The sequence below is a fragment of the Pantoea phytobeneficialis genome (assembly GCF_009728735.1).
Lineage (GTDB): Bacteria > Pseudomonadota > Gammaproteobacteria > Enterobacterales > Enterobacteriaceae > Pantoea > Pantoea phytobeneficialis.
Map to the genome: position 1 here is coordinate 2270068 of NZ_CP024636.1, position 24232 is coordinate 2294299.

The window sequence follows — 24232 nt, forward strand, 5'->3', positions numbered from 1 at the left end:
GATTTATGATTACCGTCGACGGCAATGGCGCAGTGGCTTCTGTCGCCTTCCGCACCAGCGAAGTTATCGCCATTTATCCCATAACCCCCAGTTCAACCATGGCTGAACTGGCCGATGGCTGGTCCGGGGAAGGCCGCCGCAATATCTGGGGCGATGTGCCACGCGTGGTTGAGATGCAATCCGAAGGGGGGGCGATAGCCACCGTGCATGGCGCGTTGCAAACCGGGTCGTTATCCACCTCCTTCACCTCATCGCAGGGGTTGCTGCTGATGATCCCTAACCTGTACAAACTGGCTGGGCAATTGATGCCGTTTGTACTGCATGTCGCCGCACGCACCGTCGCCACCCATGCGTTATCCATCTTTGGCGACCACTCCGACGTGATGGCGGTGCGCCAGACCGGCTGTGCGCTGCTCTGCGCCTCCAGCGTGCAGGAAGCGCAGGATTTTGCCCTGATCGCCCAGATGGCGTCACTCAACAGTCGCATCCCGTTTATCCATTTCTTCGATGGCTTCCGTACCTCACACGAAATCAACAAAATCGTGCCGCTCAGTGACGAAACATTGTTGGCGCTGATGCCGCAGCAGGCGATTGCGCAGCATCGCGCCCGCGCCCTGACGCCGGATCACCCCACCGTTCGCGGCACCTCGGCCAACCCGGACACGTACTTCCAGTCGCGTGAAGCAACCAACCGTTGGTATGACGCCTGCACCGGACATGTCGAAAACGCCATGATGGCGTTTGCGGAACAAACTGGCCGCCGCTACCAACCCTTTGAGTTTTATGGCCATCCGCAGGCGGAACAGGTGATTGTCATGATGGGGTCCGGCTGCGGTACCGCTGAAGAGGCCATTGATGAGTTGCTACAACGCGGTGAGAAAGTCGGGCTGGTCAAGGTACGTCTGTATCGACCGTTCTCGGCTCAACATCTGTTAAGCGTGTTGCCGACAACGACGCAACGTGTGGCGGTGCTGGATCGCACCAAAGAACCTGGCGCGCTGGGTGAACCGCTGTTTCTTGATGTGATGACCGCGCTGGCAGAAGCCTTTAGTCGTGGAGAACGCAGCACTCTGCCGCAGGTGTGTGGCGGGCGTTATGGCTTGTCGTCGAAAGAATTTGCTCCCGATGCGGTGCTGGCGGTGTTCCGTGCATTGCAACGCCCACAGCCGCCTGCACGCTTCACCGTGGGGATTTATGACGATGTCACCCATCTCTCGTTGCCGCCTGAAGCCAACATTGTGCCGAATCGCGCCCATCTTGAAGCGTTGTTCTACGGGCTGGGCAGCGATGGCAGCGTCAGTGCCACCAAAAACAACCTGAAAATTATCGGCAACGCCACACCGTGGCAGGTGCAGGGCTATTTCGTTTACGACTCGAAAAAGGCGGGCGGCCTGACGGTTTCACATTTACGCGTCAGCCAGCAACCGATTCAGTCGGCCTATCTGATTCAGCAGGCCGATTTTATTGGCTGCCACCAATTACAATTTATCGACAAATATTCGATGCTCGATCAACTGAAACCAGGCGGCATTTTTCTGCTGAATACCCCTTATGCCGTCGATGAAGTGTGGCATCGCCTGCCGCAGGAGGTACAGACGCAGCTCAACGATAAACAGGCGCGTTTTTATGTGATTAATGCAGCGCGAATTGCGCGGGAATGCCAGCTCGGCGCGCGTATCAATACCGTAATGCAGATGGCGTTCTTCCAACTGACACAAATTCTGCCAGGCGACAGCGCCCTGACCGAACTGCAAAACGCCATCGCCCGCAGTTATCGCAGCAAAGGCGAGGAGCTGGTGCAGCGTAACTGGCAGGCGCTGGCAATGGCACAACAGGCGCTGGAAGCAGTGCCGTTGCAGGCGGTGGATGCGAGCAGCCCACATCGCCCACCGGTGGTTGCCGACAATGCCCCCGACTTTGTTAAAACCGTCACCGCCGCCATGCTGGCCGGGCTGGGCGATAAGTTACCGGTTTCCGCCCTGCCGCCGGATGGCAGTTGGCCTACCGGCACCACGCAGTGGGAAAAGCGAAATATTGCGGAAGCGATCCCCATCTGGCAGCCCGACCTGTGTACCCAGTGCAACCATTGCGTCGCCGCCTGCCCACATGCTGCCATTCGCGCCAAAGTCGTGACACCGGAAGCGCTGGAGGGTGCCCCCGCCAGTCTGGCGTCGCTGGATGTCAAATCGCGTGATATGCGCGGACAAAAATACGTGTTGCAGGTCGCTCCCGAGGACTGCACCGGATGTAATCTGTGCGTCGAAGTCTGTCCCGCCAGCGACCGCCAGCACCCGGAAATCAAAGCCATCAATATGCAATCGCGGCTGGAACACGTTGAAACGGAGAAAATCAATTATGACGCGTTCCTCGCCCTGCCGGAGATCACCGCAGAACAACTGGAGCGTATTGATATCCGTACCTCACAGCTGATCACCCCGCTGTTTGAATATTCGGGAGCCTGTTCCGGCTGCGGTGAAACGCCGTATATCAAGATCCTCACGCAGCTGTATGGCGATCGACTGTTGATTGCCAACGCAACAGGTTGCTCCTCCATCTACGGCGGCAATTTGCCTTCCACGCCTTACACCACCAACGCCGAAGGGCGCGGCCCGGCGTGGGCCAATTCGCTGTTCGAAGATAACGCCGAATTCGGCCTTGGCTTCCGCCTGAGTGTTGATCAGCAGCGCCAGCGTGCCCTGCGCTTGCTGGATCAGTGCGCCTCTGCGTTGCCAGCAGCGCTAGTGGCGGCACTAAAAAGTGACAACGTCACCACTTCACAACGTCGCGAACAGATTAGTCAGCTACGTGCTGAGCTGAAGAATGCGCCGCACGCCGCTACTCAGGCGTTAATCTCTGCGGCTGATGCGCTGGTTGATAAATCGGTGTGGTTAATCGGCGGAGACGGCTGGGCCTACGACATTGGTTACGGCGGGCTGGATCATGTGATGAGCCTGAGCGAGAACGTCAATGTGCTGGTGCTGGATACGCAATGTTATTCCAACACCGGCGGTCAGGCGTCAAAAGCCACCCCGCTCGGCGCAGTCACCAAATTTGGTGAGCAGGGAAAACGCAAGGCACGTAAAGATCTCGGCATGGCGACATTGTTGTACGGGCATGTTTATGTGGCGCAGATTTCCCTCGGCGCGCAGTTGAATCAAACCATGAAAGCGATACAGGAAGCCGAAGCCTGGCCCGGTCCCTCGCTGATCATCGCCTACAGCCCGTGCGAAGAACACGGCTATGACCTGGCGTATAGCCATGAACAGATGCGCCTGCTGACCACCAGTGGATTCTGGCCGTTGTATCGTTTTGATCCGCAACGCGCGGAACAGGGAAAAGCTGCGTTGTCACTGGATTCGCGCCCACCGACTTCCGAGCTGGAGCAGGCATTGATGAATGAGCAGCGCTTCCGCCAGTTGCAAACCGAACAACCGGAAGCCGCTGCGCAGTTGTGGCGGGATGCCAGCGAGGCCGCTAACCAACGTTATCAGCGGTTAGCGGAGCTGGCTGGCAAAGCGGAGAAAAGCGAGTGATAAACAAAGCCCGGCACAGATGGCCGGGCTTGATGATGATTAACAGGGCTTGAGTTGCGTGATTGCCATCTCCACCGCCCGGTTGGGGGAACCGGTTAATTCGCGGTAACGGAGTTGCAGATTTTGTAACTCCGTTGCCAACACATCTTTTTCTGTTGCCACGCCACGCTGTGCCAGTTCCAGGTAACATTGACCGACTAACCGGCACGCTTCTTCAAAAACCATATCGTAAGTTTGCATCCGCCTCTCCTCACCCTTTAGAAACTAAAGTAACTCATGCCTTCATCCTGTCAGCGTGGCGCATGCAAAATCTTCGCGCAGATCAATAAATGCACAAATAATTCGGGCAAAGAATGCTGATCTTTATTCTGAGCGGCAATTAACCGGAAAAACGCGGCTTCTCCATCCGGAATCCCAGCCCGATCAGGCGACCAAACACAAAACGCAGGAACGGGAAACGACGGATAAGGGTCGGCATCGGGCTTTTCTTACCGGGCTTGCGTTTATTGCTGCTCATTTTAATTTGCAGGAACTGGGTGGCCACCGTCGGGAACTGACGCCGCTTCTGGACTTTCGCCAGGTCACGCAGGGTGACATCTCCCCTGCGCAACGGCTGCGTCAGATAATTGGCGGCGGCGACCGCATCCTGTATCGCCAGATTCACGCCAACACCGCCAATCGGCGACATGGCGTGCGCCGCATCACCGATGCAGAGTACACCGGGTTTCATCCAACTATCGAGGCGGTCAATACGGATCGACAGCAACTTAAATTGCTGCCAGTCGTCAATCTGAGACAGTCGTGCCACATCAAAGGGCGCGACTTGCGCAATCGCCGCCTTGAATGGCTCCAGACCCGCCGTTTGCAGCGCAGCAAACTCTCCTTTGGGGATGGTGTAGCCACATTGCCAATACTCACCCCGGTCGATAACGATAAAGTTTTGCCGTGGCCCTTTATGCCCCATACCCCAGGTGGGATCGCCCTGCTGCTTATCCAGCCGGAACCAAACCACATCGCGCGACGCACCAAACGCCTGGCTGGTTAACCCGGCAGCGGCACGGACGGCGGAGTTTCGTCCATCAGCGCCGACCACCAGCTGCGACCGGATTTCCACCGGCCCCTGTTCGGTGATGGCGTGAATGCCACCCACGCGCCCCTGATTGTCGATGAAGCGATCAAATGTGGTGGATTGCAGCAAGGTAAATCCGGCAAAGCGCGCGCTTTGCTGTGCGAGAAAGTTGAGGAAATCCCATTGCGGCATAAAGGCGATAAAACGGTACTGGACGGGAAGGCGGGAGAAATCGGCCATCGTCACTTCCTGACCGGCGATTTCCGCCTGTAACTTTTCGGCACGCTGATGCGGCAGTTGCAGCAGTTCCTCCACCAGACCAAGCTGATGCATGATCTCCAGGGTCGAAGGATGAATGGTATCTCCACGAAAATCACGCAGAAAATCGGCATGTTTTTCAATCACCACCACCCGCAGACCAGCACGCACCAGCAGATACCCCAGCATCAACCCGGCCGGACCGCTGCCAACAATGCAGCAATCGGTGTTCAGGATCGCATTCGCTTCAGGCTTCATTATCGCTCCTTGGTCAGCACCACCAGAGTTTATGATAATAATTATCATTTGTGTATAGCGATTGGTGCTGCGGGCTTAATGTCCACCCATGACGTCATGGTCGTAATAATAAACGGCTCCCTATCCAACAGAGCCGTTTGGTATTCCTGAACTATTTTGGAATAACTGTGAAGAACCTCAGCCTCAGAACTCGACGCTTGCGCTGAGCACCAGATTGCGCGTTTCACCTTCAGCAACGCGCAAATTGCCGCCACTTGAGGTGTAATAGTGCTTGTTAAACAAGTTGTTGAGGTTCAATTGTAAATGCGTTTTTTTACCCAGCAGTTGATTGTCCCAGCCAATAAAACTGTCCGCGACGGTGTAAGCAGGCAGGGTGAAACTGTTGCTCGGATCACCCGCACGCGTGCCCATATAACGAACCCCGCCGCCAATACGGAAACTGCCCGGCAACAGATTGAAGCGCAGATCGTGGCTTAAATAGACCGCGCCAGAATTTCGTGGTGCGTTTTGCAGACGGTTGCCATTATTAGTCGGGTCGGTTTTATCGTTAACGATTTTCGCCTCGTTGTAACTGTAATTGGCGCTAATATCCCAGTCAGGATAAATCTCACCGTTAACCTCTAATTCAATGCCACTGGAACGAGCTTTATCTACGGCATAGGTTCCATCGTTTAATGCTAAGGCAACATTGCGCTCATCTATACGGTAGAGCGCAACCGTGGCAAGCAGTGCCGGTGTCATCTGCCATTTGCTGCCGACTTCATAGGTCGTACCCTGTTCCGGTGCTTCAACGTCGCCGTTGTCATCCGGATTAGTCGATGGCGTAAACGATTTACTCAAACTGCCATAGAAAGATACTGTCGGTGTCAGCTTATAAATCAGCCCTGTTTGAGGCAAAAACTTATTACCTTCATCGCTATAAGTCAGAGTGGAATCACTGCCTCTTGATTCACGTTGTTCGAAGTGCTGATAACGAGCGCCAGCTACCACGGTCCATTGCGACGTCAGGTCAATATTGTCTTTAAAATAGACCGAGCGATTGTGAATGCGATTGAGCAAATTACTGTCGGCAGTTTTTTCCGTACTGCTGTCGGTGATGGTTGCTAATCCATAAACCGGGTTGCTCAGAGTGAAGTCAGTATTTTTTGTACCGTTATAAGCGTGTGCCCGGTAGGTTTGGTTCATTTCATAATCAGTACCGACCACCAGGTTATGCGTCATGCCAAATATTTCGGGCGTCCCGATGGCATCCCACGAAACATATTTTGTTTTGTGGTTAAAGCCGCGGAAGGCATCCGGACGTCGCGTAACGACACCGGTGGTTGTATTAATGGCGGTGGTTGTCACGGTATTGCTGTTGTACTTGCGCTGGTTCATCCCTACGGTAACGCGGGTCGACCAAATGTCATTGAACTGATAATCCCAGTAGCTGTTGAAGGTCTGATTACGCCCCCACGCATGGTTGGAATAATCATCCAGACGGGTTTTATAACCGATATTGATCGGTTTCCCATTAATGAATGCCGTGCCGCGATCGTACGGAATATCATACTGATAACTTTCATAGCTGATATTAAAACTGGCTTTTTCGCCATACCACTGTAATGAAGGTGCCAGCAGATTATGTTTTTCGTTACCGTATCCGCGCCAGTAGTTCTGCGCTTGTTTTTCGGCAATCAGACGGAAAGCAAAACCATTGCCCAGTGGGCCGGTAATATCAATATTTCCTGCACCGCCTCCAGTACTGTTGTAGTGTCCACCAACAATTGTGTGCCACTCATATTGCGGTTTTTTACTCACGACATTAATCATCCCACCGGGATTTAAAATACCGTATAACAGCGAAGACGACCCTTTCAACACTTCAACGTGATCCGTGGTGGCATCGAGATTGAGTCCCTGGCTACTACGGATACCGTCACGGAACACAGAACCATCGGAGTTTGAACCAAAGCCGCGGCGAACAATACCATCTTCCGTCTGGCCCAGCGTATTCGCCTGCGCAGCGCCACTAACAAAACGCATAGCATCGGACAGGGTGGTGGATTGATAATCACTCAGTTGTTTATTTGTCACCACGCTCACCGACTGCGCTTCATTCAGTTTAGAGGTGGGCGTTTTACTGGCGACCGACGTAGTTGGGCTGGAATATCCGGTGTCGGGTTGTTCTGTCTGTTGGGCGGCAGTCACCGTCAAGGTATTATTGTCGGTAGCGGCATAGCTGCCACCTGAAGAAATTAACGCACCACTGTAAACCGCAAGCCATATTTTCCCCAAAGGGCGCTTGTGGTGTTGAATATTTTTATATTCATTCATTTCTGATTTTTTTCCCTGGCAATTATCACAAACTGTTTTTTCATACTCTGACGCAATCCTGTCATGCTGCCGGCTGTTGTTGCGCGGAAGTGCGTGATCGGCAGGTCCGGTATTGTTATCAAGACAAGGCGCAGTTGATAATGTAATTGATAATCATTCAAACATGAGGAATTGTAGTAGTAAATATAAATTTTAGCTTTTCCGCTACAGATGCCCCCGCCACTTCCCTGGCAAAAAAATGGATGTCAACAATACAAATAAATACTTATATTTCATTGATTTAAATTAAGATCACCTTGCCGGGCAATCATCGACAAATTGAAATTGACCTTGCTTTTTTTGCCTGTATTTTTCGCTTTACTACTACATTCTATGCGCGCAGATCGCGAAAGATAATGATACTTATTACTTTTTGCAAGGGTGTATTCCACGTTACCAAACGGCTTATCGTCAACGTCACCCTTCAGCACCGAGCATGATCGGAGGCAGCCTGGAATGCTGCTATAAAACGTGCTGGCATTCGCCGCCGTAATCCGTACCATACGCGACATACTTTTTGCCTGCTGGCTGATGCCAGCAGGTGCGGTCCCGTCGTTTATTGCGAATCAGATGGGGATCGAGAATGCGCAGAGGGTGTACCAGATTAATGCTACGGGGATTGAAGAGATGAATAGCAAGCAGGTTAAAATACTGAACGCTACAGTCGCCTGGTAGTGGATAGTGCCCCCGTCATGCCCCTTTTGCTGAAAATCGCTGGCTGAGACAGTAAATAATGCAACATAATCAAGATAATACAAAAAAAGAGCAGTACAACCTGAACAAATTGCAAAAGCGTCTGCGTCGTAACGTGGGCGAAGCGATTGCCGATTTCAATATGATTGAAGAAGGCGATCGCATCATGGTGTGCCTGTCTGGAGGTAAAGACAGCTATACCCTGCTGGAAATTCTGCGCAATCTGCAACAAAGCGCGCCGGTTAACTTCTCGCTGGTGGCGGTCAATCTCGACCAGAAGCAACCCGGTTTCCCGGAACATGTGCTGCCAGCGTATCTGGATGCACTGGGCGTTGAGTATAAAATCGTTAACGAAGACACTTACTCCATCGTTAAAGAGAAAATCCCGGAAGGAAAAACCACCTGTTCGCTGTGTTCACGCCTGCGTCGTGGCATTCTTTACCGCACCGCGACGGAACTGGGTTGTACTAAAATCGCGCTCGGACATCATCGCGATGACATCCTGCAAACCCTGTTCCTGAACATGTTCTACGGCGGCAAAATGAAAGGTATGCCACCGAAGTTGATGAGTGACGATGGTAAGCATATCGTGATCCGCCCGCTGGCCTACTGCCGCGAGAAAGACATCATCCGCTTTGCCGAAGCCCGTCAGTTCCCGATTATTCCGTGTAACCTGTGCGGCTCTCAGCCTAACCTGCAACGCCAGGTGGTGGCGGATATGCTGCGTGACTGGGATAAACGCTATCCGGGACGGATCGAAACCATGTTCAGCGCGATGCAAAACATCGTCCCTTCGCATATGGCTGATATCAATCTGTTTGATTTCAAAGGTATTCAGCACGGTGATGCGGTGGTTGACGGTGGCGATCTGGCGTTTGACCGCGAATCGCTGCCGGTACAACCTGCGGGCTGGCAGCCGGAAGAGGAAGACGCACCCGATTTAAGCGCCCGTCTCGACGTATTGCAGATTAAGTAATTTCTCCCGGCACAAAAAAGGCGCGTCGCTTCGGCTACGCGCCTTTTTTATTAACGATGTGGCGGTGGATCGATGATCGGTGGATATTCGGGATCGTATGGCGGATCAGGTTCCGGCAACGGTTGTGGACGCGGAATCGGCTCCGGGATGGGAGGTGGATCGGTTGGAATGGGATCGGTGGCGTGGAATGTTTGCATGCCCTTCTCCTGGTTGCGAATGTCCTTTAAGCATAGGAAAAGGTCAGCGGCACTGGCAAACGGGCAAAAAAAAGCCGGCGGATAAGCCGGCGTTGTACGAATCAAATGTGCTATGCAGTAATTCAAAAAAGGAAGTAAGACAATATGGAGCGCAACGCCCATCGCTTGACGTTGCATTCACCTGCGAGAGAGAGTTTGCCCCTGTTGTCGGTTGCGGATATTGACGTCGATCAGTTTTTTTCCGCTTTTTTGACCTTCTGGCCTTAATTTACAGCGAGTTACCTTTCGATAACCCATTGTTAACATTCGCAATGCGCTTATAACCATTTACGCCGTCTTAACCACCAGGCGAGTCCCACCACCAACACCAGCAGTAAAAAACAGAAAACGCTGAAGCCCATATGCCACGCGCCACCCGGTATCCCACCAAGGTTGACACCAAACAGGCCGGTTAAAAAAGTAGTCGGCAGGAAAATCATCGCCAGCAGAGACATGGTGTAAGTACGACGGTTCATCGCTTCCGCCATCACCGACGCAATTTCATCGGTCAGCACGGCGGTGCGCGCCACACCGGCATCCAGATCGTCCAGTCCACGACCCAGGCGATCGGCGATATCCTGCATACGCCGCCGTTCATCATCATCCATCCAGCCGAGTTTCTCGCTCGCCAGTCGCGCATAGACATCGCGCTGCGGGGCCATATAACGTCGCATCACAATCAATTGCTTGCGCAGCAGCGCCAGCTCACCGCGTGGTGGGATCTGCTGATCCATCAGCGCATCTTCCAGCTCGATAATCTTATCGTGCATCTCTTCAATAAATTCGCTGGCGTGATCGGTAAGTGCATCACAAACGTCAACCAGCCAGCTACCACCGTCCACCGGACCGTTACCGTTTTGCAGATCGGTAAGCACTTCATCAATCGCGTACACCTTGCGACGTCGCGTCGAGACAATCAGTTTGTCATTAATAAACACCCGCATCGCCACCAGTTGGTCCGGGCGCGAGTCGCTGTTGTGATTGACACTGCGCAGCACAATCATAAAGCCATCACCCAGACGAGTAACACGCGGGCGCATGCTGTCGCCCGCCAGCGCATCACGCACCGAGTCGGGAATTAACGGGGTGTTTTGCAACCATTCAGCGCTTTGCTGCTGGGTGTAATTGAGGTGCAACCAGCAGGGGCGCTCACAATTGACGACGTCAGTGTCCTCAATGGCGATCAATCCCCCCTGACCGTCAAGCTGACAAGCCACAATGGCATCCGAAACCTGCAATGCTTTACCTTCAATGACGTTCACGTACTCGCCTCTCTATCAAAATCAATACGATACAGTCTAGCGTGGCGGCGACGAGTTGCAATCTTCAGGCTGTGAGCAAACATGACAGGCGGCCAGAAAGGCCGCCAGAAAGGTAACTTAGTGTTTAGCAATCCACAGTTCGCGACTGTAGGCCACATCTTCCGGGTTGGTGATCGGGTAGCCCTTCACCCACGGCTTAATCAGACGCCCATTGGTGTACTGATAAATCGGCGCAATCGGGGCCTGCATCGCCAGAATTTGCTCGGCGCGGTTGTAGTCCTGATTACGCGCCTGCGCGCTCGTCTCGTTACTGGCTTTTGCCATCACCGCATCATAATCCGCGTTACGGAAACGCGCGATATTACCGGTATGACTGGAGGTCAGCAGGCTGAGGAAGGTGGACGGTTCGTTATAATCTCCCACCCAGGAGGCACGGATCACATCGAAGTTACCGCTGTTACGGCTGTCGATGTAGGTTTTCCACTCCTGGTTTTGCAGCGTGACATCAACCCCCAGATTCTTTTTCCACATCGACGCCACCGCGATAGCGATCTTCTGGTGACTTTCTGAGGTGTTATACAACAACGTCAGGTGCAGCGGTTTAGCCGGACCATACCCGGCGGCACTCAGCAGCGCTTTGGCCTGAGCGTTTAACTCCTGCTGACTGTGCTGTTGCAGATAGCTCTGCTGCGGGGTAAAACCTGCGGTGACATCCGGCGTGAAATGCCAGGCCGGTTTTTCACCGGTACCTAACACTTTTTCCGCGATGATGCGGCGATCGATAGTCCATGTCAGCGCTTTGCGCACCCGTACATCCGCCGTTGGGCCTTTTTCGGTGTTAAAGGCGTAATAGTAAGTGCCTAGCTGGTCCGGGGTATAGACCTGACCCGGCAGCTCCTTCTTCAACAACGCGTACATGTTTTTCGGGAAGGATTCGGTGATATCGATATCACCGGCACGGTAGCGTTTGGTGGCGCTTGATTCTTCATTGATGGGGATAAAGGTGACTTTAGTCAGCACCGAATGGGCGTCATCCCAATAATGCGGGTTGCGCACCAGCACAATTTTCTCGTTCACCACCCGCGACTGAAGCTGATAGGCACCATTGCCGACCAGCTTGCCCGGCGCCGTCCAGCCATCACCGGATTCGGCGATAACTTTTTCAGGCACCGGAAACAAAGCGGCATTGGCAACCATACTTGGGAACCAGGGGACCGGGCGTGACAATGTCACCTTCAGTCGATTGCCATCCAGTGCCGTCACCCCAAGTTTATCGGCACTCATCTGGCCTTTGGTGATGGCCTCGGCATTTTCGATACCACTCAGGGCCGCGAACCAGGCGGAGGGTGAGCTGTTTTTCGGATCAACCAGGCGCTGCCAGCTGTAAACAAAATCCTGGGCGGTGACCGGATCACCATTGGACCAGCGCGCATCTTTACGCAGGTTGAAAATCCAGGTTTTGTTGTCGTTACTGCTCCAGCTTTGCGCCACACCCGGCACGATATGACCTTGCGCATCCTGATTGGTCAGTCCTTCGAACAGGTCACGCATCACCTGGATTTCCGGCAGACCGACGGCTTTCATCGGGTCGAGCGAGGCGGGTTCATCTTTGATGTGGCGCACGATTTCCTGCACCGGGGCCAACTGCGCCCCGGATGGCACGGAAGCGGCCAACGCCGGTGTGATAGCACCGATAACCATTAAGGCAGCCAGGGTCTTGCGAAACGCTATTTTCATCACCACTCCTTTTACCCGAAAAAAGGCGGCTGCGAAAAAGGGAGGCGCCGCCAGCGACTTTTGGCACTTTATCGCAGATTGATGATTGATAAATAGCTATTTTCTGATGTGCTGTTTACCGTTATGTTGAGGCTGGAGCCACGGTCACACTTCGCGTCATGTCGGGAATTGTTGGCACATTAAAACACGCGCGATAAACCGCGCTGCTACGAGGAAGTTTGCTTATGTCGTCACTACACCCGCGCCCGTTGCGCGGCACGCTGGATGCTGTCTGGCAACAATATGGGCAATCGGTATTGGGTGCCCCGCTACTGTGGTTTCCTGCGCCAGCGGCAGACGCCGATAGCGGTTTGATCATTGCCGGTACCCACGGCGATGAGAACGCGGCGGTCGCCACCTTGTCCGGCGCCATGCGTACCCTGCCGGAATCCCTGCGCCGTCATCACGTTATTCTGGCAGTGAATCCTGACGGATGTCAGCTTGGGCTGCGCGCCAATGCACGCGGTGTCGATCTCAACCGTAATTTCCCGGCCGCCAACTGGCAAAGCGGTGACACCGTGTATCGCTGGAATAGCGTGGCGGATGAGCGCGATGTGGTGTTGTCGACTGGAGAGCATCCCTCTTCCGAACCGGAAACCCAGGCGTTGTGCCAGCTAATCCATCAACTTAAACCACGCTGGGTGGTGACCTGGCATGAACCGCTCGCCTGCATTGATGATCCCCATCACAGCGAGCTGGCGCAGTGGCTGTCGCAGCAAACCCAATTGCCGGTGGTGAGCAGCGTCGGTTATGCCACGCCAGGCTCCTTCGGTAGCTGGTGCGACGATATCGGCCTGTTGTGCATCACCGCCGAAATGCCACCGATTTCGGTGGACGAAGCCACCGAAGTCTATCTGGAAACCATGATCAATCTGCTACGCTGGCAGCCGCAGGCATAAGCACACCGTTGGCAAAGTGTAACGACGGTTCCACATCTGCGGCCAGCCAGGTGGGGCCGTCGAGATCGGCGAATTGCGCCAGCGGCGTCAGCGGTAAGGCCGCCCGAATTGCACGCGAGGTGCACAGCATACAGCCGAGCATAATAGCGAAGCCCTGCTGCCGCGCACTGACCGCCAACGCCAGCGCTTCCGTCAGGCCACCGGTTTTATCCAGTTTGATATTCACCATGTCATAACGCCCGCGCAGGGCTGCCAGGCTGTCACGCGTGTGGCAGCTTTCATCGGCGCAAATCGGCAGCGGGTGGATAAAATTCGCTAACGTGGCGTCATGCGCCGCGGGCAATGGTTGCTCCAGCATTGCTACCCCGAGGTCGGCCAGCAACTGGCAGCGCGCCGCCAGACCTTCTGCCTGCCACGATTCGTTAGCATCGACAATCAGCGTGGCCTCCGGCACCGCGCTGCGAATGGCGACCAGACGTTCGCTGATAAAGTTATTATCCAGCTTTATTTTCAAAAGCTGCGCACCATGTTGCCACAGCGCCAGCGCGCTACTGGCCATAGCGTCAGGGGTATCGATGCTGACGGTATGGGCGGTGACGATGCGCGATGCCAGAGTGACGCCACATAACTCAGCCAGGCTTTGCTGCTGTTGCTGGCGCTCCAGATCCCACAGGGCGCAATCAATCGCGTTACGTGCTGCGCCAGCCGGCAGCGCCTGCTGTAACGCCGCGCGCGTCATACCGTTCTGCAACGGCGTCAGCACTGAGGCAATCTGCGCCAGCACCGAGGCTTCACTTTCGCCATAGCGCGCGTAAGGCGTGGCCTCACCGATGCCACGAACGCCATTTTCTTCCATTTCCACCACCACCACCTGCGCCTCGGTGCGGCTACCACGCGAAATCACAAAAGGGGAATGCAGCGGCCAGGCTTCCGGATAACTTTTCACCTTTCTCATTATTTCTCCTTAAATCCATCACTTAAATGCGAGCTGGCGCAGTTTCCGCTACGATTTGCCCTCGAAAACCCTTAAAAAATATGTCATAAACAACGGCTATACCTGTTCTGACCAAGTAAAAGTCAGATTTTTTCATCGTTAAAAGGAAATCGTATGTCTCAGAATGTTCACTTCCAGGGCAACCCGGTGCCAGTAGCAGGCCAGTTCCCACAGGCAGGCGCACAGGCTAAACCGTTCTCTCTGGTAGCTAAAGATCTCGCTGATGTGACCCTTTCTCAGTATGCAGGCAAACGTAAAGTCCTGAACATTTTCCCGAGCATTGATACCGGCGTTTGTGCCGCTTCTGTGCGCAAGTTCAACGAACTGGCTGGCAAAGCTGACAACACCGTGGTGCTGTGCATCTCCGCTGACCTGCCGTTTGCGCAGTCACGTTTCTGTGGTGCTGAAAGCCTGAATAACGTGGTGACATTGTCAACGCTGCGCGGTGCAGAATTTAAAGAAGATTACGGTGTGGCGATTGCCGATGGCGCGCTGAAAGGCCTGACCGCCCGTGCGGTGGTGGTACTGGATGAGAACGATAAAGTGATTTACAGCGAACTGGTGAACGAAATCACCAGCGAGCCGAACTACGATGCGGCGCTGGCTGCACTGAACTAAGTCACGGCACTGACCCGTAGCGGCGCGATTTATCGCGCGTCTGATAAAGAATCGCGCGATAAATCGCACCGTTACGGGATCATTCCCGGTTATTCGCTGTCGTTACGCTTCTGGCTCAAGCCGTATTCACGTAACTTGTTGGCAATCGCGGTATGCGATACACCGAGTCGTTTCGCCAACTTGCGCGTACTGGGATAAGAAAGATACAGCCGCGTCAGGATTGAACGCTCAAAACGGCTGGTGATCTCATCCAGCGTACCTTCCATCGCCTCTTCCCCCATGGACACATCCAACGCCTGTTCCGGCAGGACGATATCCTGTGGGCGCAACTCGTATCCTTCCAACTGCGTCATCGCGCGATACAGCGCGTTTTTCAACTGTCGCACGTTGCCGGGCCAACTGTAGCGTGTCAGGAAAGCAGTCAGTTGCGGTGACAACCGAGGTCTTGGCAACCCCTGTTCATCGGCAAAGCGCGCGACAAACATCTCGGTCAACGGCAGGATATCCTGCGGGCGCTCACGCAGCGGCGGCAGATTGAGCGTCAGCACGTTGAGACGATAAAACAGGTCTTCACGGAATTCGCCGCGCTGCACCAGTTCCACCAGATTCTTTTGCGTCGCGCAGATCACGCGCACGTCCACATGCACTTCGTGTTCTTCACCCACCCGGCGGAAAGTACCATCGTTAAGGAAGCGCAGCAGTTTGGTTTGCATACGCGGTGACATCTCACCGATTTCATCCAGCAACACCGAACCGCCGTTAGCCTGCTCGAAGAATCCTTTTTTGCCTTCCAGCGCATTGGGATAAGCGCCTGCGGCGTGACCAAACAGTTCACTTTCCGCCACGTCATCGGGCAACGAGGCGCAGTTCAGCGCGAGGAACGGCTTCTTGCCGCGCGCGCTGCGCAGATGGCAGGCCCGCGCCAGCATATCTTTGCCGGTACCGGTGTCACCAACAATCAGCAACGGGGCATCGTGCATCGCCAGCTTGCGCGCCTGGTCCAGCACCTGACGCATTTTCGGCGTCACCGCGACGATATGATCAAACTCCGATTCATCCGTCACAGTCAGATTCTGCAACTGACGTCCCATGCGGGCGGTGGATTTCAGGGTGATCATTGCGCCAACCGGCTGATCGCTCTGCCCCTCTTCTTCCGCCAGATAGATTGGCCGTGCTTCCAGCAGGAAATCACGCCCCTGAATCACCACATGTTGCACTTCCGCTTCCACGCGATCGTTTTCAATCCAGCGTTGGAAGTTAAAACCGCTGATTAAGGAACCGGCATTCTGGTTGCGGATCTTTTGTTCGTCGAGGTTAAACAGGTTTTGTGCTGCCGGGTTAGCCAGTTCGACTTTGCATTTCAGGTCGATAGACAGCACTGGCTCCGGCATCGCCACCAGCAAGGCGCTGAGCGCACGGTGCTCGCGTTCTGACGGCATGTACGCCACGGTACGAACGTCTGTCACGCCAGGTGTACGGCGGATCTCCGCCATCAGCGAACTGAAAGATTCGAATTCCAGGGCAGAAAAGTTGAGGTAGATACGGCCAAGCGGGGCAATTTCAATGCCGCGCAGGTCGATATTGCGTGCAACCAGCAGGTCGAGCAGCTCGCGCGCCAGACCGATACGGTCCTGGCAGAAAACTTCCAAACGCATTGCGATGGCCTTAATCAGGTTTCGATTTTAGTGATAATACGCTAACTTGCGACGCCTCAGAAGGGGCCTGTCAGGAAAAGTTGACAGTCAGAGGCAGGCGATGGGCAAAATTGTAACGGAACAACCACGATTAATCCCGTCAAAAATCACAATTAACAAAGAAAATCTCACCTTTCACAGACTTTTTAGTGTGAAAGGTGAGCAGGCAGCGATTATTTAGCACTCTGCCCTGCTTTGCCCTCACTTTTGCTCAGGGTTTCTTTCAACTGGCCGATCAGCTCGCGGCGGAAGTCACCCAGTCGCGGTTTATCATCTTCCAGCCACGGCAGCGGGCGGCACAGCTCCATCGCTTTGATGCCAAGGCGTGCCGTCAACAGCCCGGCACCAATCCCCTGTGCGGCTCGGGCTGACAGGCGAGCGGCAATATCCTGTGACACCCAATCCATACCCACTTCGCGCACCAGTTCAGAGGCACCGGCAAACGCCATATTCAGCAACACCAGACGGAACAAACGCAGACGACTAAAATAGCCCAGCTCAATGCCGTAAACAGTGGCGATGCGGTTCACCAGCCGCAGGTTGCGCCAGGCGATAAACGCCATATCCACCAGCGCCAGCGGGCTGACGGCGATCATCAGCGTCGCTTCTGCGGCATGGCGACTGATTTCGCGCCGTGCCTGGCGGTCCAGCACTGGCTGCACCAATTGGGCATACAACGTGACGATCTCGCGATCGTTATGGGTTTCATGCAACGCCGCGTGCCAGCGTTGCAACGCCGGATGCGCTTGATCGAGTTGGGCCTGCTGCGCCAGTTTTTCACAGAACGCACGCGCCTGACCGATGCCGTGGCTGTGCAGCAACTCGCGCCCCACATCGCGCTCCTCCGCGCGCTGGCGCAAGCGATACAACCGACGCCACTCACCAGCCAACGCTCCGGCACCCGCAGCGACAATCAAGCCACCCGCCACGCCGCTGCCCAGCGCAAACCAGTCGCGCGTCAGCCAGGCATCATGCATCCACTGCACCCCCTGGGCCACCACGCTGACAGCAAAAATCGCCAGGCCTGCCCCCACCATTTTGCGCCACAGGCTGCGTTTCGGACGCAGGGCGGCTTCCACCGCTTTTTCACCCGCGCCCTCCTCCAGCGGCTCCTCTTCACGCAGAGCAAGAAAGGCTCCTTCGGCATCAGCGTCGAAGGTCTGCGCGGCACGCAGTGGTTTCTCCACGTTGCTTTCCAGTGGGCGGGCAAAATCAATCCGCGGTTTTAACGGTGTTTCATCGTTCATCGCAATTTATCTCCCAGTAAAAATTCCAGCGCGGCATCCATGCGAATATGCGGCAGCGGACGATCAACATCGAGCTGCTGCGGCCGGAACTGTTCAAACTGAAATCCCTGTTGCTGCCAGAAACTGTGGCCGGGCAAACGTGGCGGCACTTCGCCGGGATAAAATGTCAGGGCTTCGCCATCTTCAAGACGATGCCCGCGCAGCGCTGGCAGTTTTTCGCCCCGATGATCCACCAGCCCACTCTCGGTCGCCTGCACTGAGGCAAGGCCAAGACAATCCATGCTGATACCTTCGAACGCCGCGTTTTGCCACGCATCCTGCACCAGTTGTTGTAACAGCGACACCATATTGGCGTGCTGATCGGCGGTGATGTGATCGGCCTTGGTGGCTGCGAATAACAACTTATCGATCACCGGGGAGAACAGGCGGCGAAACAGCGTGCGTTGACCGTAATGAAAACTCTGCATCAGTTGCGTCAGTGCCAGTCGCATGTCATTAAACGCCTGCGGCCCGCTGTTCAGCGGTTGCAAACAATCGACCAGGACAATCTGACGATCAAAACGCAGAAAATGATGCTTGTAGAAGCCCTTCACCACATGCTGGCAATAGTAGTTAAATCGCTGCTGCAACATCGCGTAGTTGCTGCCTGCCGGGGCCTGGCGCTGGATGTCCTCCACCTGCGGCCACGGGAAAAACTGCAACGCCGGTGCGCCTGCCATGTCTCCCGGTAAAACAAAGCGGCCAGGCTGGATAAAATGCAGACCCTGGTTTTTGCATTGATGCAGATAATCGGTCCAGGCAGCGGCAATCGCCGCCAGCCGGTTTTCATCAGCAGGAGCATAGGGATCGAGATCGGCACACAGGCTGCGCCACTGCTGCGCCCATATCGCGCGATCGCCCTGCAACAAACCGAGCATCTGCCGCGACCAGCCCGCATAATCCTGTGCCAACATCGGTAAATCGAGCAGCCATTCTCCCGGATAATCGACAATTTCCAGGTACAGCGTGGCGGTATCTTTGAAATGCCGCAGTAGCGATTCATCCGGACGATAGCGCAGCGCGAGACGGATTTCACTGACACCCCGGGTAGGTGTGGGCCAAATGGGCGGCGTGCCATAGAGCTGGGCCAGGCCTTCGTCGTAGGTGAAACGCGGCGTACCCAATTCGCGCTGCGGCACCCGTTTCACGCCCAACAGACGCTCTTCGCGCACCACGCTGAACAGCGGCAATCGGGAGCCGCTGTGGACATGGAGAAGCTGATTAACCAGCGAAGTAATAAAGGCGGTTTTGCCGCTACGGCTCAGACCGGTCACGGCAAGGCGCAGATGACGATCGACACCGCGATTCACCAACGCCATCAATTCATTTTGCAGTCTTTTCATCGCTCTCCCTGATGAAGCGTGCTGACAGGCGGTTAAACACCTTGCTCAGCAACGGTTCCAGCGCGACCGCCAGTAACAGACGTAACGGACGACGCGCCACCGATTTTACCGCCCAGCCCGCAATGCCGCCAGGCGCGTAAGTGACTGCACTGATAATGATAAATTTCCCCGCCGACTTCAACGCCGGTGCTGCGCGGCGGCGCAGAGTAGAAAAACGTTGGTCAGACAAGGCAACCTCCAGCATCAGATTTGACGAAAACGACTACGCACACTGAATGTTTCCGAGGTGACGTAGCGTTCAATATCCCGCACATGGCGTTCATCGAATTTGAGCGCGTCATCCAGCTCATCCAACAACTGGCTGGCGCTCGGCGCGCGGTCAGCCGGTTCATCATCGGGTTTTACATCCAGCACAAAGCCAAGAATAAAGTAGATGATCAGGGTGAAGCCGAACAAACCAAAAAACATCGACAACACCACAATCACTCGCAGCAGCGTCACCGGAATGTCGAGATACTCGGCCACGCCCGCGCAGACGCCACGCACTTTGCCCTGCTGAGGAATACGCCACAGCTTGCGCCCCTTCAGGCTGTTTCCGCTCATGGCTGCCTCCAGTTCGGGTGTTCTGCATCCAGAATCGCTTCCAGTGCTTCAACACGCTCGCGCATCCGGCGTGCATCCTGGGTCAGCTGCTGCAAACGCTGCATATCGTTTGATGATAGCTCCGCACCGCCGTTGCGTTTGTTGCTGTAGTGGAGCCATAACCAAATCGGTGCGACAAACAGCACGAAGATGGTCAGCGGTATGGCCAGAAAAAGTGCGCTCATTGACTCTCCTTAATCATTTAACCGGTCGCGGGGGCAGCCCAATTATTCGCCGCGATTCATTTTTTCTTTCAGTGCAGCCAACTGCTGGCTGATTTCGTCATCAGCTTTCAATTCTGCGAATTGCTGGTCCAGGCTTTTCGGCTTACCAAAACGCTGGCTTTCAGCTTCGGCTTCCATGTGGTCGATACGACGTTCGAATGATTCGAAACGTGCCATCGCGTCATCCAGTTTGCCGCTGTCGAGCTGGCGACGTACATCACGCGATGAAGAGGCGGCCTGATGACGCAGGGTCAGCGCCTGCTGACGGGCACGGGTTTCGCTGAGTTTTTTCTCCAGCTCACCAATCTCGCCTTTCATCCGTTCCAGCGTCTCTTCTACCTGCGTCACTTCCTGCTGCAACGCCGCGATTAAATCGGTCAATTTCTGTTTTTCGATCAACGCCGAACGCGCCAGGTCATCTTTATCTTTGCGCAGCGCCAGTTCGGCTTTCTCCTGCCATTCGGCCTGCTGAATATCTGCCTGCTCAATGCGGCGCAGCAGTTGTTTCTTCTCTGCCAGCGCCCGGGCTGAGGTGGAACGCACTTCCACCAGCGTGTCTTCCATTTCCTGAATCATCAGGCGTACCAGTTTCTGCGGATCTTCGGCGCGCTCCAGCAGCGAATTGATGTTAGCGTTCACGATGTCGGCAAAACGAGAAAAAATACCCATAATGATGTTCCTCTAAGTGTCATAGGTTGGCGCCAGGCGCTCATCACTAATACAAAAGCCGTGCCAGTTTTTATCTTATTGAATTAACTGCAATTGATTATTTTACACTCCCCACTTTTTCCCTTAAGGTAGTGAAATTGATTAACTGATAGTGAAATTCATCATGGCGAATGGCAACGATAACCTGCTGGGCGAATCTAACAACTTTCTTGAAGTGCTGGAACAGGTTTCCCGCCTTGCCCCACTGGAAAAACCGGTGCTGGTGATTGGTGAACGCGGCACCGGCAAGGAACTTATTGCCAGCCGCCTGCATTTTCTCTCCGACCGTTGGCAAGGCCCGTTTGTCTCCCTGAACTGTGCCGCATTAAATGAAAACCTGCTCGACTCTGAATTGTTCGGCCATGAGGCAGGGGCATTCACCGGCGCACAAAAGCGCCATCTTGGCCGCTTTGAACGTGCCGATGGTGGCACATTATTTCTGGATGAGCTGGCGACAGCACCGATGCTGGTACAGGAAAAACTGCTGCGGGTGATTGAATATGGCCAACTGGAACGCGTGGGTGGCAACCAGTCGTTGCAGGTAAACGTACGTCTGGTGTGTGCCACCAATGAGGATCTTCCTGCGCTGGCGGCGGCGGGAAAATTTCGCGCCGACCTGCTGGATCGACTGGCGTTTGATGTGGTGCAGCTACCGCCGCTACGCGAAAGGCGCAGCGATATTCTGGTGATGGCGGAGCACTTTGCGATTCAGATGTGCCGTGAACTGGGCTTGCCGCTGTTTCCCGGTTTCACCGAACAGGCGCAGCAGACGCTATTAAATTACGGCTGGCCGGGAAACGTGCGAGAGCTGAAAAACGTGGTGGAACGTTCGGTTTATCGCCATCACAGCGTCGACACTCAACTGGATAACATCATTATCAATCCGTTTGCGCCACGAAATACGCCTGCGCCCGATGTGGTCAGTGGAGAAAGTGGCGTGCCTGCCCTGCCACTCGATTTGCGTCAATGGCAAAATCAGCAGGAGCGCCAACTGGTTGATCGCAGCCTCGCAGAGGCGAAATATAATCAACGCCGTGCGGCCGACTTGCTGGGGGTGACCTATCACCAGCTACGGGCAATGATGAAAAAACACGGGATTCAGGTGCGGGACGAAGGTTAACTCCCGCGCATGTCCGACTCGTAGCAGCGCGATTTAGCGCGCTGTTTTGGAAAGGCGCGCGATAAATCGCGCCGCTACGGGAGCATACCTGAGTATATGACCGGGGTGAGCAATCGCAGCCAACGCCGCTACGTTGTTGTAAACAGGCTTTTCGAAATATTTTGTGCTGTAGCAAGGCGGCAAGGGCGCGAATCCCCGGGAGCATACCTGAGTATGTGACCGGGGTGAGCAATCGCAGCCAACGCCGCTACGTTGTTGTAAACAGGCTTTTCGAAATATTTTGTGCTGTAGCAAGGCGGCAAGGGCGCGAATCCCCGGGAGCATACCTGAGTATGTGACCGGGGTGAGCAATCGCAGCCAACGCCGCTACAGTGCAAAATATGAAGAAAAAAAAAGCCCGCAGAAGCGGGCAACTTAATACTGGAAGCAATGTGAGCAATGTCGTGCTCTTCTTCGGTAGAGCCACCGTCGAAGCGCAGAAGAATAATAATCATTCTTATTATCATCTGTAAAGCCCTAATTGAGAATTTTTCTCATTTCCACACTAACGGTGTGATTACCCCGCCGTCGGGATGGCGAAAAAGACAGCACAATTCGCCTTAATTTGGGGAGTACCCGGCGTTTGCGATACACTCTCGCTATTGCCTCAGAATCGTTGAGTTCTATGCCAAAATTAATCCCCACGCTGCTGCTCGGTCTCAGCGTATTGAGTGCGTCTGTCTGGGCTGCACCTGCGAACGACATCCGTCAAAGCGGCTTTGTTTATTGCGTTAACGGCACGGTAAATACCTTCAATCCGCAAATGGCGAGTAGCGGTCTGGTGGTCGATACCCTCGCCGCGCAGCTTTACGACCGTCTGCTGGATGTCGATCCTTACACCTATCGCCTGGTGCCTGACCTCGCGCAGAGCTGGGAGGTGCGGGATAACGGCGCGACTTACCGTTTCCATCTGCGCAAAGATGTGCCCTTCCAGCACACCAATTGGTTCACCCCTACCCGCAATATGAATGCCGACGATGTGGTGTTCAGCTTTGCCCGCATGTTCGATCGCCAGCACCCCTGGCATAACGTCAACGGTGGCAGCTATCCCTATTTCGATAGCCTGCAATTTGCTGACTCGGTGCAGAGCGTGAAAAAACTCGACAACGATACCGTCGAAATTCGCCTGAACAGCCCGGATGCATCATTCCTGTGGCATATCGCCACCCATTACGCACCGGTGCTCTCCAAAGAGTACGCTGACAAGCTGACTGCTAAAGGCCAGCAGGAGCGACTGGATCGGGAACCGGTCGGCACCGGCCCGTTCCAGCTTAGCGAATACCGTACCGGGCAATACCTGCGCCTGGCGCGCAATCCCCATTACTGGAAAGGCGTGCCGCGTTTACAACAGGTGGTCATCGACCTCGGTGTCGGCGGGACCGGTCGCTTATCAAAATTGCTGACCGGCGAGTGTGATGTGCTGGCCTATCCTGCTGCCAGTCAGCTCAGCATTCTGCGTGACGATCCCCGCCTGCGCATGACGTTACGTCCGGGGATGAATATCGCCTATCTGGCATTTAATACCCGTAAACCGCCGCTGGATCGCCCCGAAGTCCGCCACGCGCTGGCGCTGGCAATCAATAATGAACGTCTGATGGAGTCGATTTATTACGGCACCGCGGAAACGGCGGCCTCGATTCTGCCGCGCGCGTCCTGGGCGTATGATAATGATGCGCGGGTGACCGAATACAATCCGGCCAAAGCGCGGGAACAATTGAAAGCGTTGGGGGTGGAGAATCTCCATCTGCGGCTGGTGGCGCCGACAGCATCGCAGGCGTGGAATCCCAGCCCGCTAAAAACTGCTGAATTGTTACAGGCCGATTTGTCACAGGTGGGGGTACGCGTCACCATCGTGCCGGTAGAGGGGCGTTTTCAGGAAGCGCAACTGATGGCGATGAACCATGATATTACCCTGACCGGCTGGGCCACCGACAGCAACGATCCCGATAGCTTCTTCCGCCCGCTGTTGAGCTGTGCGGCGATTCGTTCGCAAACCAACTACGCACACTGGTGCTCGCCAGCATTTGATGAAGTGTTGCAACGCGCCCTGCTGTCACAACAGTTGTCAGCTCGCATTGAGAGTTATGACGAAGCACAGCAGATCCTGGCGCGAGAGTTGCCGGTGTTGCCACTGGCGTCATCGCTGCGATTGCAGGCGTATCGCCACGATATTAAAGGTCTGGTACTGAGTCCATTTGGCAACGCCTCGTTCGCAGGCGTTTATCGTGACGAACGCAGCGAGGAATAAT

The 24232-nt window shown here is 54.8% G+C and carries 21 protein-coding genes and 1 pseudogene; 7 read left to right on the forward strand and 15 right to left on the reverse strand.

The features are described 5' to 3' along the window. The first annotated feature begins 5 nt into the window (after positions 1-5). Positions 6-3533 carry a pyruvate:ferredoxin (flavodoxin) oxidoreductase gene (gene nifJ / locus CTZ24_RS10565; RefSeq protein ID WP_208723491.1) on the forward strand — a complete coding sequence of 1176 codons (3528 nt, stop codon included), beginning with the start codon at positions 6-8 and terminating at the stop codon, positions 3531-3533. A gap of 39 nt (positions 3534-3572) precedes the next feature. Here nifJ and CTZ24_RS10570 read toward each other — a convergent pair whose 3' ends face one another. The 4 genes from CTZ24_RS10570 to CTZ24_RS10585 form a co-directional block, all read right to left on the reverse strand. Then, the gene (locus tag CTZ24_RS10570) at positions 3573-3773 is read right to left on the reverse strand and encodes a DUF2767 family protein (RefSeq protein WP_013509199.1); all 201 of its coding nucleotides are present in this window, start codon (positions 3771-3773) and stop codon (positions 3573-3575) included. A 139-nt stretch (positions 3774-3912) separates the two neighbouring features. Then, positions 3913-5118, reverse strand: coding sequence for an FAD-dependent oxidoreductase (locus CTZ24_RS10575; RefSeq protein WP_208723492.1), 1206 nt, complete (start codon positions 5116-5118; stop codon positions 3913-3915). Between the two features lie 183 nt (positions 5119-5301). Then, a complete protein-coding gene (locus CTZ24_RS10580; RefSeq protein WP_021183140.1) occupies positions 5302-7434 on the reverse strand; it encodes a TonB-dependent siderophore receptor in 2133 nt (710 codons plus the stop codon). 272 nt (positions 7435-7706) lie between these two features. Beyond that, the gene (locus CTZ24_RS10585; protein WP_208723493.1) at positions 7707-7985 is read right to left on the reverse strand and encodes a hypothetical protein; all 279 of its coding nucleotides are present in this window, start codon (positions 7983-7985) and stop codon (positions 7707-7709) included. Between CTZ24_RS10585 and CTZ24_RS26700 the strand changes: the two are divergent. Further along, positions 7920-8148 (forward strand): annotated as a pseudogene (locus CTZ24_RS26700) (site-specific integrase); the annotation flags it as partial. The gene CTZ24_RS10585 and the pseudogene CTZ24_RS26700 sit on opposite strands and share 66 nt — an antisense overlap. Before the next feature lie 58 nt (positions 8149-8206). Beyond that, on the forward strand, positions 8207-9142 hold the full coding sequence (ttcA, locus tag CTZ24_RS10590) for a tRNA 2-thiocytidine(32) synthetase TtcA (RefSeq protein ID WP_021183138.1): 936 nt from the start codon (positions 8207-8209) through the stop codon (positions 9140-9142). Between the two features lie 50 nt (positions 9143-9192). On the opposite strand, the gene CTZ24_RS10595 is transcribed toward ttcA, so the two are convergent. From CTZ24_RS10595 to CTZ24_RS10605, 3 genes are all read right to left on the reverse strand, one after another. Next, positions 9193-9339 (reverse strand): hypothetical protein, encoded by a 147-nt coding sequence (locus tag CTZ24_RS10595; RefSeq protein WP_021183137.1) that lies wholly within the window; start codon positions 9337-9339, stop codon positions 9193-9195. Positions 9340-9656: 317 nt separating this feature from the next. Beyond that, the gene (gene zntB / locus CTZ24_RS10600) at positions 9657-10640 is read right to left on the reverse strand and encodes a zinc transporter ZntB (RefSeq protein WP_021183136.1); all 984 of its coding nucleotides are present in this window, start codon (positions 10638-10640) and stop codon (positions 9657-9659) included. 117 nt (positions 10641-10757) lie between these two features. Further along, positions 10758-12377 (reverse strand): peptide ABC transporter substrate-binding protein, encoded by a 1620-nt coding sequence (locus CTZ24_RS10605; RefSeq protein WP_208723494.1) that lies wholly within the window; start codon positions 12375-12377, stop codon positions 10758-10760. Positions 12378-12601: 224 nt separating this feature from the next. Here CTZ24_RS10605 and mpaA point away from each other — a divergent pair, with 224 nt between their 5' ends. Further along, complete coding sequence (gene mpaA, locus CTZ24_RS10610; RefSeq protein ID WP_208723495.1) at positions 12602-13315, forward strand: murein tripeptide amidase MpaA; 714 nt, start codon at positions 12602-12604, stop codon at positions 13313-13315. On the opposite strand, the gene ycjG is transcribed toward mpaA, so the two are convergent. After that, positions 13284-14270 carry an L-Ala-D/L-Glu epimerase gene (gene ycjG, locus CTZ24_RS10615; protein ID WP_208723496.1) on the reverse strand — a complete coding sequence of 329 codons (987 nt, stop codon included), beginning with the start codon at positions 14268-14270 and terminating at the stop codon, positions 13284-13286. The two genes, mpaA and ycjG, sit on opposite strands and share 32 nt — an antisense overlap. A 153-nt stretch (positions 14271-14423) precedes the next feature. On the opposite strand from ycjG, the gene tpx reads away from it, so the two are divergent. Then, positions 14424-14927, forward strand: a complete 504-nt coding sequence (gene tpx, locus CTZ24_RS10620; protein ID WP_021183132.1) for a thiol peroxidase — start codon at positions 14424-14426, stop codon at positions 14925-14927. Positions 14928-15016: 89 nt separating this feature from the next. On the opposite strand, the gene tyrR is transcribed toward tpx, so the two are convergent. The 7 genes from tyrR to pspA form a co-directional block, all read right to left on the reverse strand. Further along, on the reverse strand, positions 15017-16582 hold the full coding sequence (tyrR, locus tag CTZ24_RS10625) for a transcriptional regulator TyrR (RefSeq protein WP_021183131.1): 1566 nt from the start codon (positions 16580-16582) through the stop codon (positions 15017-15019). 212 nt (positions 16583-16794) lie between these two features. Further along, a complete protein-coding gene (locus CTZ24_RS10630; RefSeq protein ID WP_208723497.1) occupies positions 16795-17868 on the reverse strand; it encodes a TIGR01620 family protein in 1074 nt (357 codons plus the stop codon). Next, a complete protein-coding gene (locus CTZ24_RS10635; protein ID WP_208723498.1) occupies positions 17865-19250 on the reverse strand; it encodes a YcjX family GTP-binding protein in 1386 nt (461 codons plus the stop codon). The genes CTZ24_RS10630 and CTZ24_RS10635 overlap by 4 nt, the downstream gene beginning before the upstream one ends. Beyond that, entirely contained in the window at positions 19231-19479 is a 249-nt protein-coding gene (gene pspD, locus CTZ24_RS10640) for a phage shock protein PspD (protein ID WP_021183127.1), read from the reverse strand. Before pspD ends, CTZ24_RS10635 begins: the two co-directional genes overlap by 20 nt. A 14-nt stretch (positions 19480-19493) precedes the next feature. Next, complete coding sequence (gene pspC, locus CTZ24_RS10645; protein ID WP_021183126.1) at positions 19494-19853, reverse strand: envelope stress response membrane protein PspC; 360 nt, start codon at positions 19851-19853, stop codon at positions 19494-19496. Continuing rightward, complete coding sequence (pspB, locus tag CTZ24_RS10650; protein ID WP_013509216.1) at positions 19850-20077, reverse strand: envelope stress response membrane protein PspB; 228 nt, start codon at positions 20075-20077, stop codon at positions 19850-19852. The genes pspC and pspB overlap by 4 nt, the downstream gene beginning before the upstream one ends. Positions 20078-20119: 42 nt before the next feature. Then, on the reverse strand, positions 20120-20785 hold the full coding sequence (pspA, locus tag CTZ24_RS10655; protein WP_021183125.1) for a phage shock protein PspA: 666 nt from the start codon (positions 20783-20785) through the stop codon (positions 20120-20122). A gap of 163 nt (positions 20786-20948) precedes the next feature. Between pspA and pspF the strand changes: the two genes are divergently transcribed. Both pspF and sapA read left to right on the forward strand, forming a co-directional pair. Continuing rightward, entirely contained in the window at positions 20949-21944 is a 996-nt protein-coding gene (gene pspF / locus CTZ24_RS10660) for a phage shock protein operon transcriptional activator (protein WP_208723499.1), read from the forward strand. Between the two features lie 664 nt (positions 21945-22608). Next, positions 22609-24231, forward strand: a complete 1623-nt coding sequence (sapA, locus tag CTZ24_RS10665) for an ABC transporter substrate-binding protein SapA (protein ID WP_208723500.1) — start codon at positions 22609-22611, stop codon at positions 24229-24231. The last annotated feature ends 1 nt before the right edge of the window (position 24232 follow it).

Bases quoted from the DNA above. Each gene is read 5' to 3' on its own strand.
- nifJ (WP_208723491.1), top strand. From the start codon at position 6: ATGATTACCGTCGACGGCAATGGCGCAGTGGCTTCTGTCGCCTTCCGC.
- CTZ24_RS10570 (WP_013509199.1), bottom strand. From the start codon at position 3,773: ATGCAAACTTACGATATGGTTTTTGAAGAAGCGTGCCGGTTAGTCGGT.
- CTZ24_RS10575 (WP_208723492.1), bottom strand. From the start codon at position 5,118: ATGAAGCCTGAAGCGAATGCGATCCTGAACACCGATTGCTGCATTGTT.
- CTZ24_RS10580 (WP_021183140.1), bottom strand. From the start codon at position 7,434: ATGAATGAATATAAAAATATTCAACACCACAAGCGCCCTTTGGGGAAA.
- CTZ24_RS10585 (WP_208723493.1), bottom strand. From the start codon at position 7,985: ATGTCGCGTATGGTACGGATTACGGCGGCGAATGCCAGCACGTTTTAT.
- ttcA (WP_021183138.1), top strand. From the start codon at position 8,207: ATGCAACATAATCAAGATAATACAAAAAAAGAGCAGTACAACCTGAAC.
- CTZ24_RS10595 (WP_021183137.1), bottom strand. From the start codon at position 9,339: ATGCAAACATTCCACGCCACCGATCCCATTCCAACCGATCCACCTCCC.
- CTZ24_RS10605 (WP_208723494.1), bottom strand. From the start codon at position 12,377: ATGAAAATAGCGTTTCGCAAGACCCTGGCTGCCTTAATGGTTATCGGT.
- mpaA (WP_208723495.1), top strand. From the start codon at position 12,602: ATGTCGTCACTACACCCGCGCCCGTTGCGCGGCACGCTGGATGCTGTC.
- ycjG (WP_208723496.1), bottom strand. From the start codon at position 14,270: ATGAGAAAGGTGAAAAGTTATCCGGAAGCCTGGCCGCTGCATTCCCCT.
- tpx (WP_021183132.1), top strand. From the start codon at position 14,424: ATGTCTCAGAATGTTCACTTCCAGGGCAACCCGGTGCCAGTAGCAGGC.
- tyrR (WP_021183131.1), bottom strand. From the start codon at position 16,582: ATGCGTTTGGAAGTTTTCTGCCAGGACCGTATCGGTCTGGCGCGCGAG.
- CTZ24_RS10630 (WP_208723497.1), bottom strand. From the start codon at position 17,868: ATGAACGATGAAACACCGTTAAAACCGCGGATTGATTTTGCCCGCCCA.
- CTZ24_RS10635 (WP_208723498.1), bottom strand. From the start codon at position 19,250: ATGAAAAGACTGCAAAATGAATTGATGGCGTTGGTGAATCGCGGTGTC.
- pspC (WP_021183126.1), bottom strand. From the start codon at position 19,853: ATGAGCGGAAACAGCCTGAAGGGGCGCAAGCTGTGGCGTATTCCTCAG.
- pspB (WP_013509216.1), bottom strand. From the start codon at position 20,077: ATGAGCGCACTTTTTCTGGCCATACCGCTGACCATCTTCGTGCTGTTT.
- pspA (WP_021183125.1), bottom strand. From the start codon at position 20,785: ATGGGTATTTTTTCTCGTTTTGCCGACATCGTGAACGCTAACATCAAT.
- pspF (WP_208723499.1), top strand. From the start codon at position 20,949: ATGGCGAATGGCAACGATAACCTGCTGGGCGAATCTAACAACTTTCTT.
- sapA (WP_208723500.1), top strand. From the start codon at position 22,609: ATGCCAAAATTAATCCCCACGCTGCTGCTCGGTCTCAGCGTATTGAGT.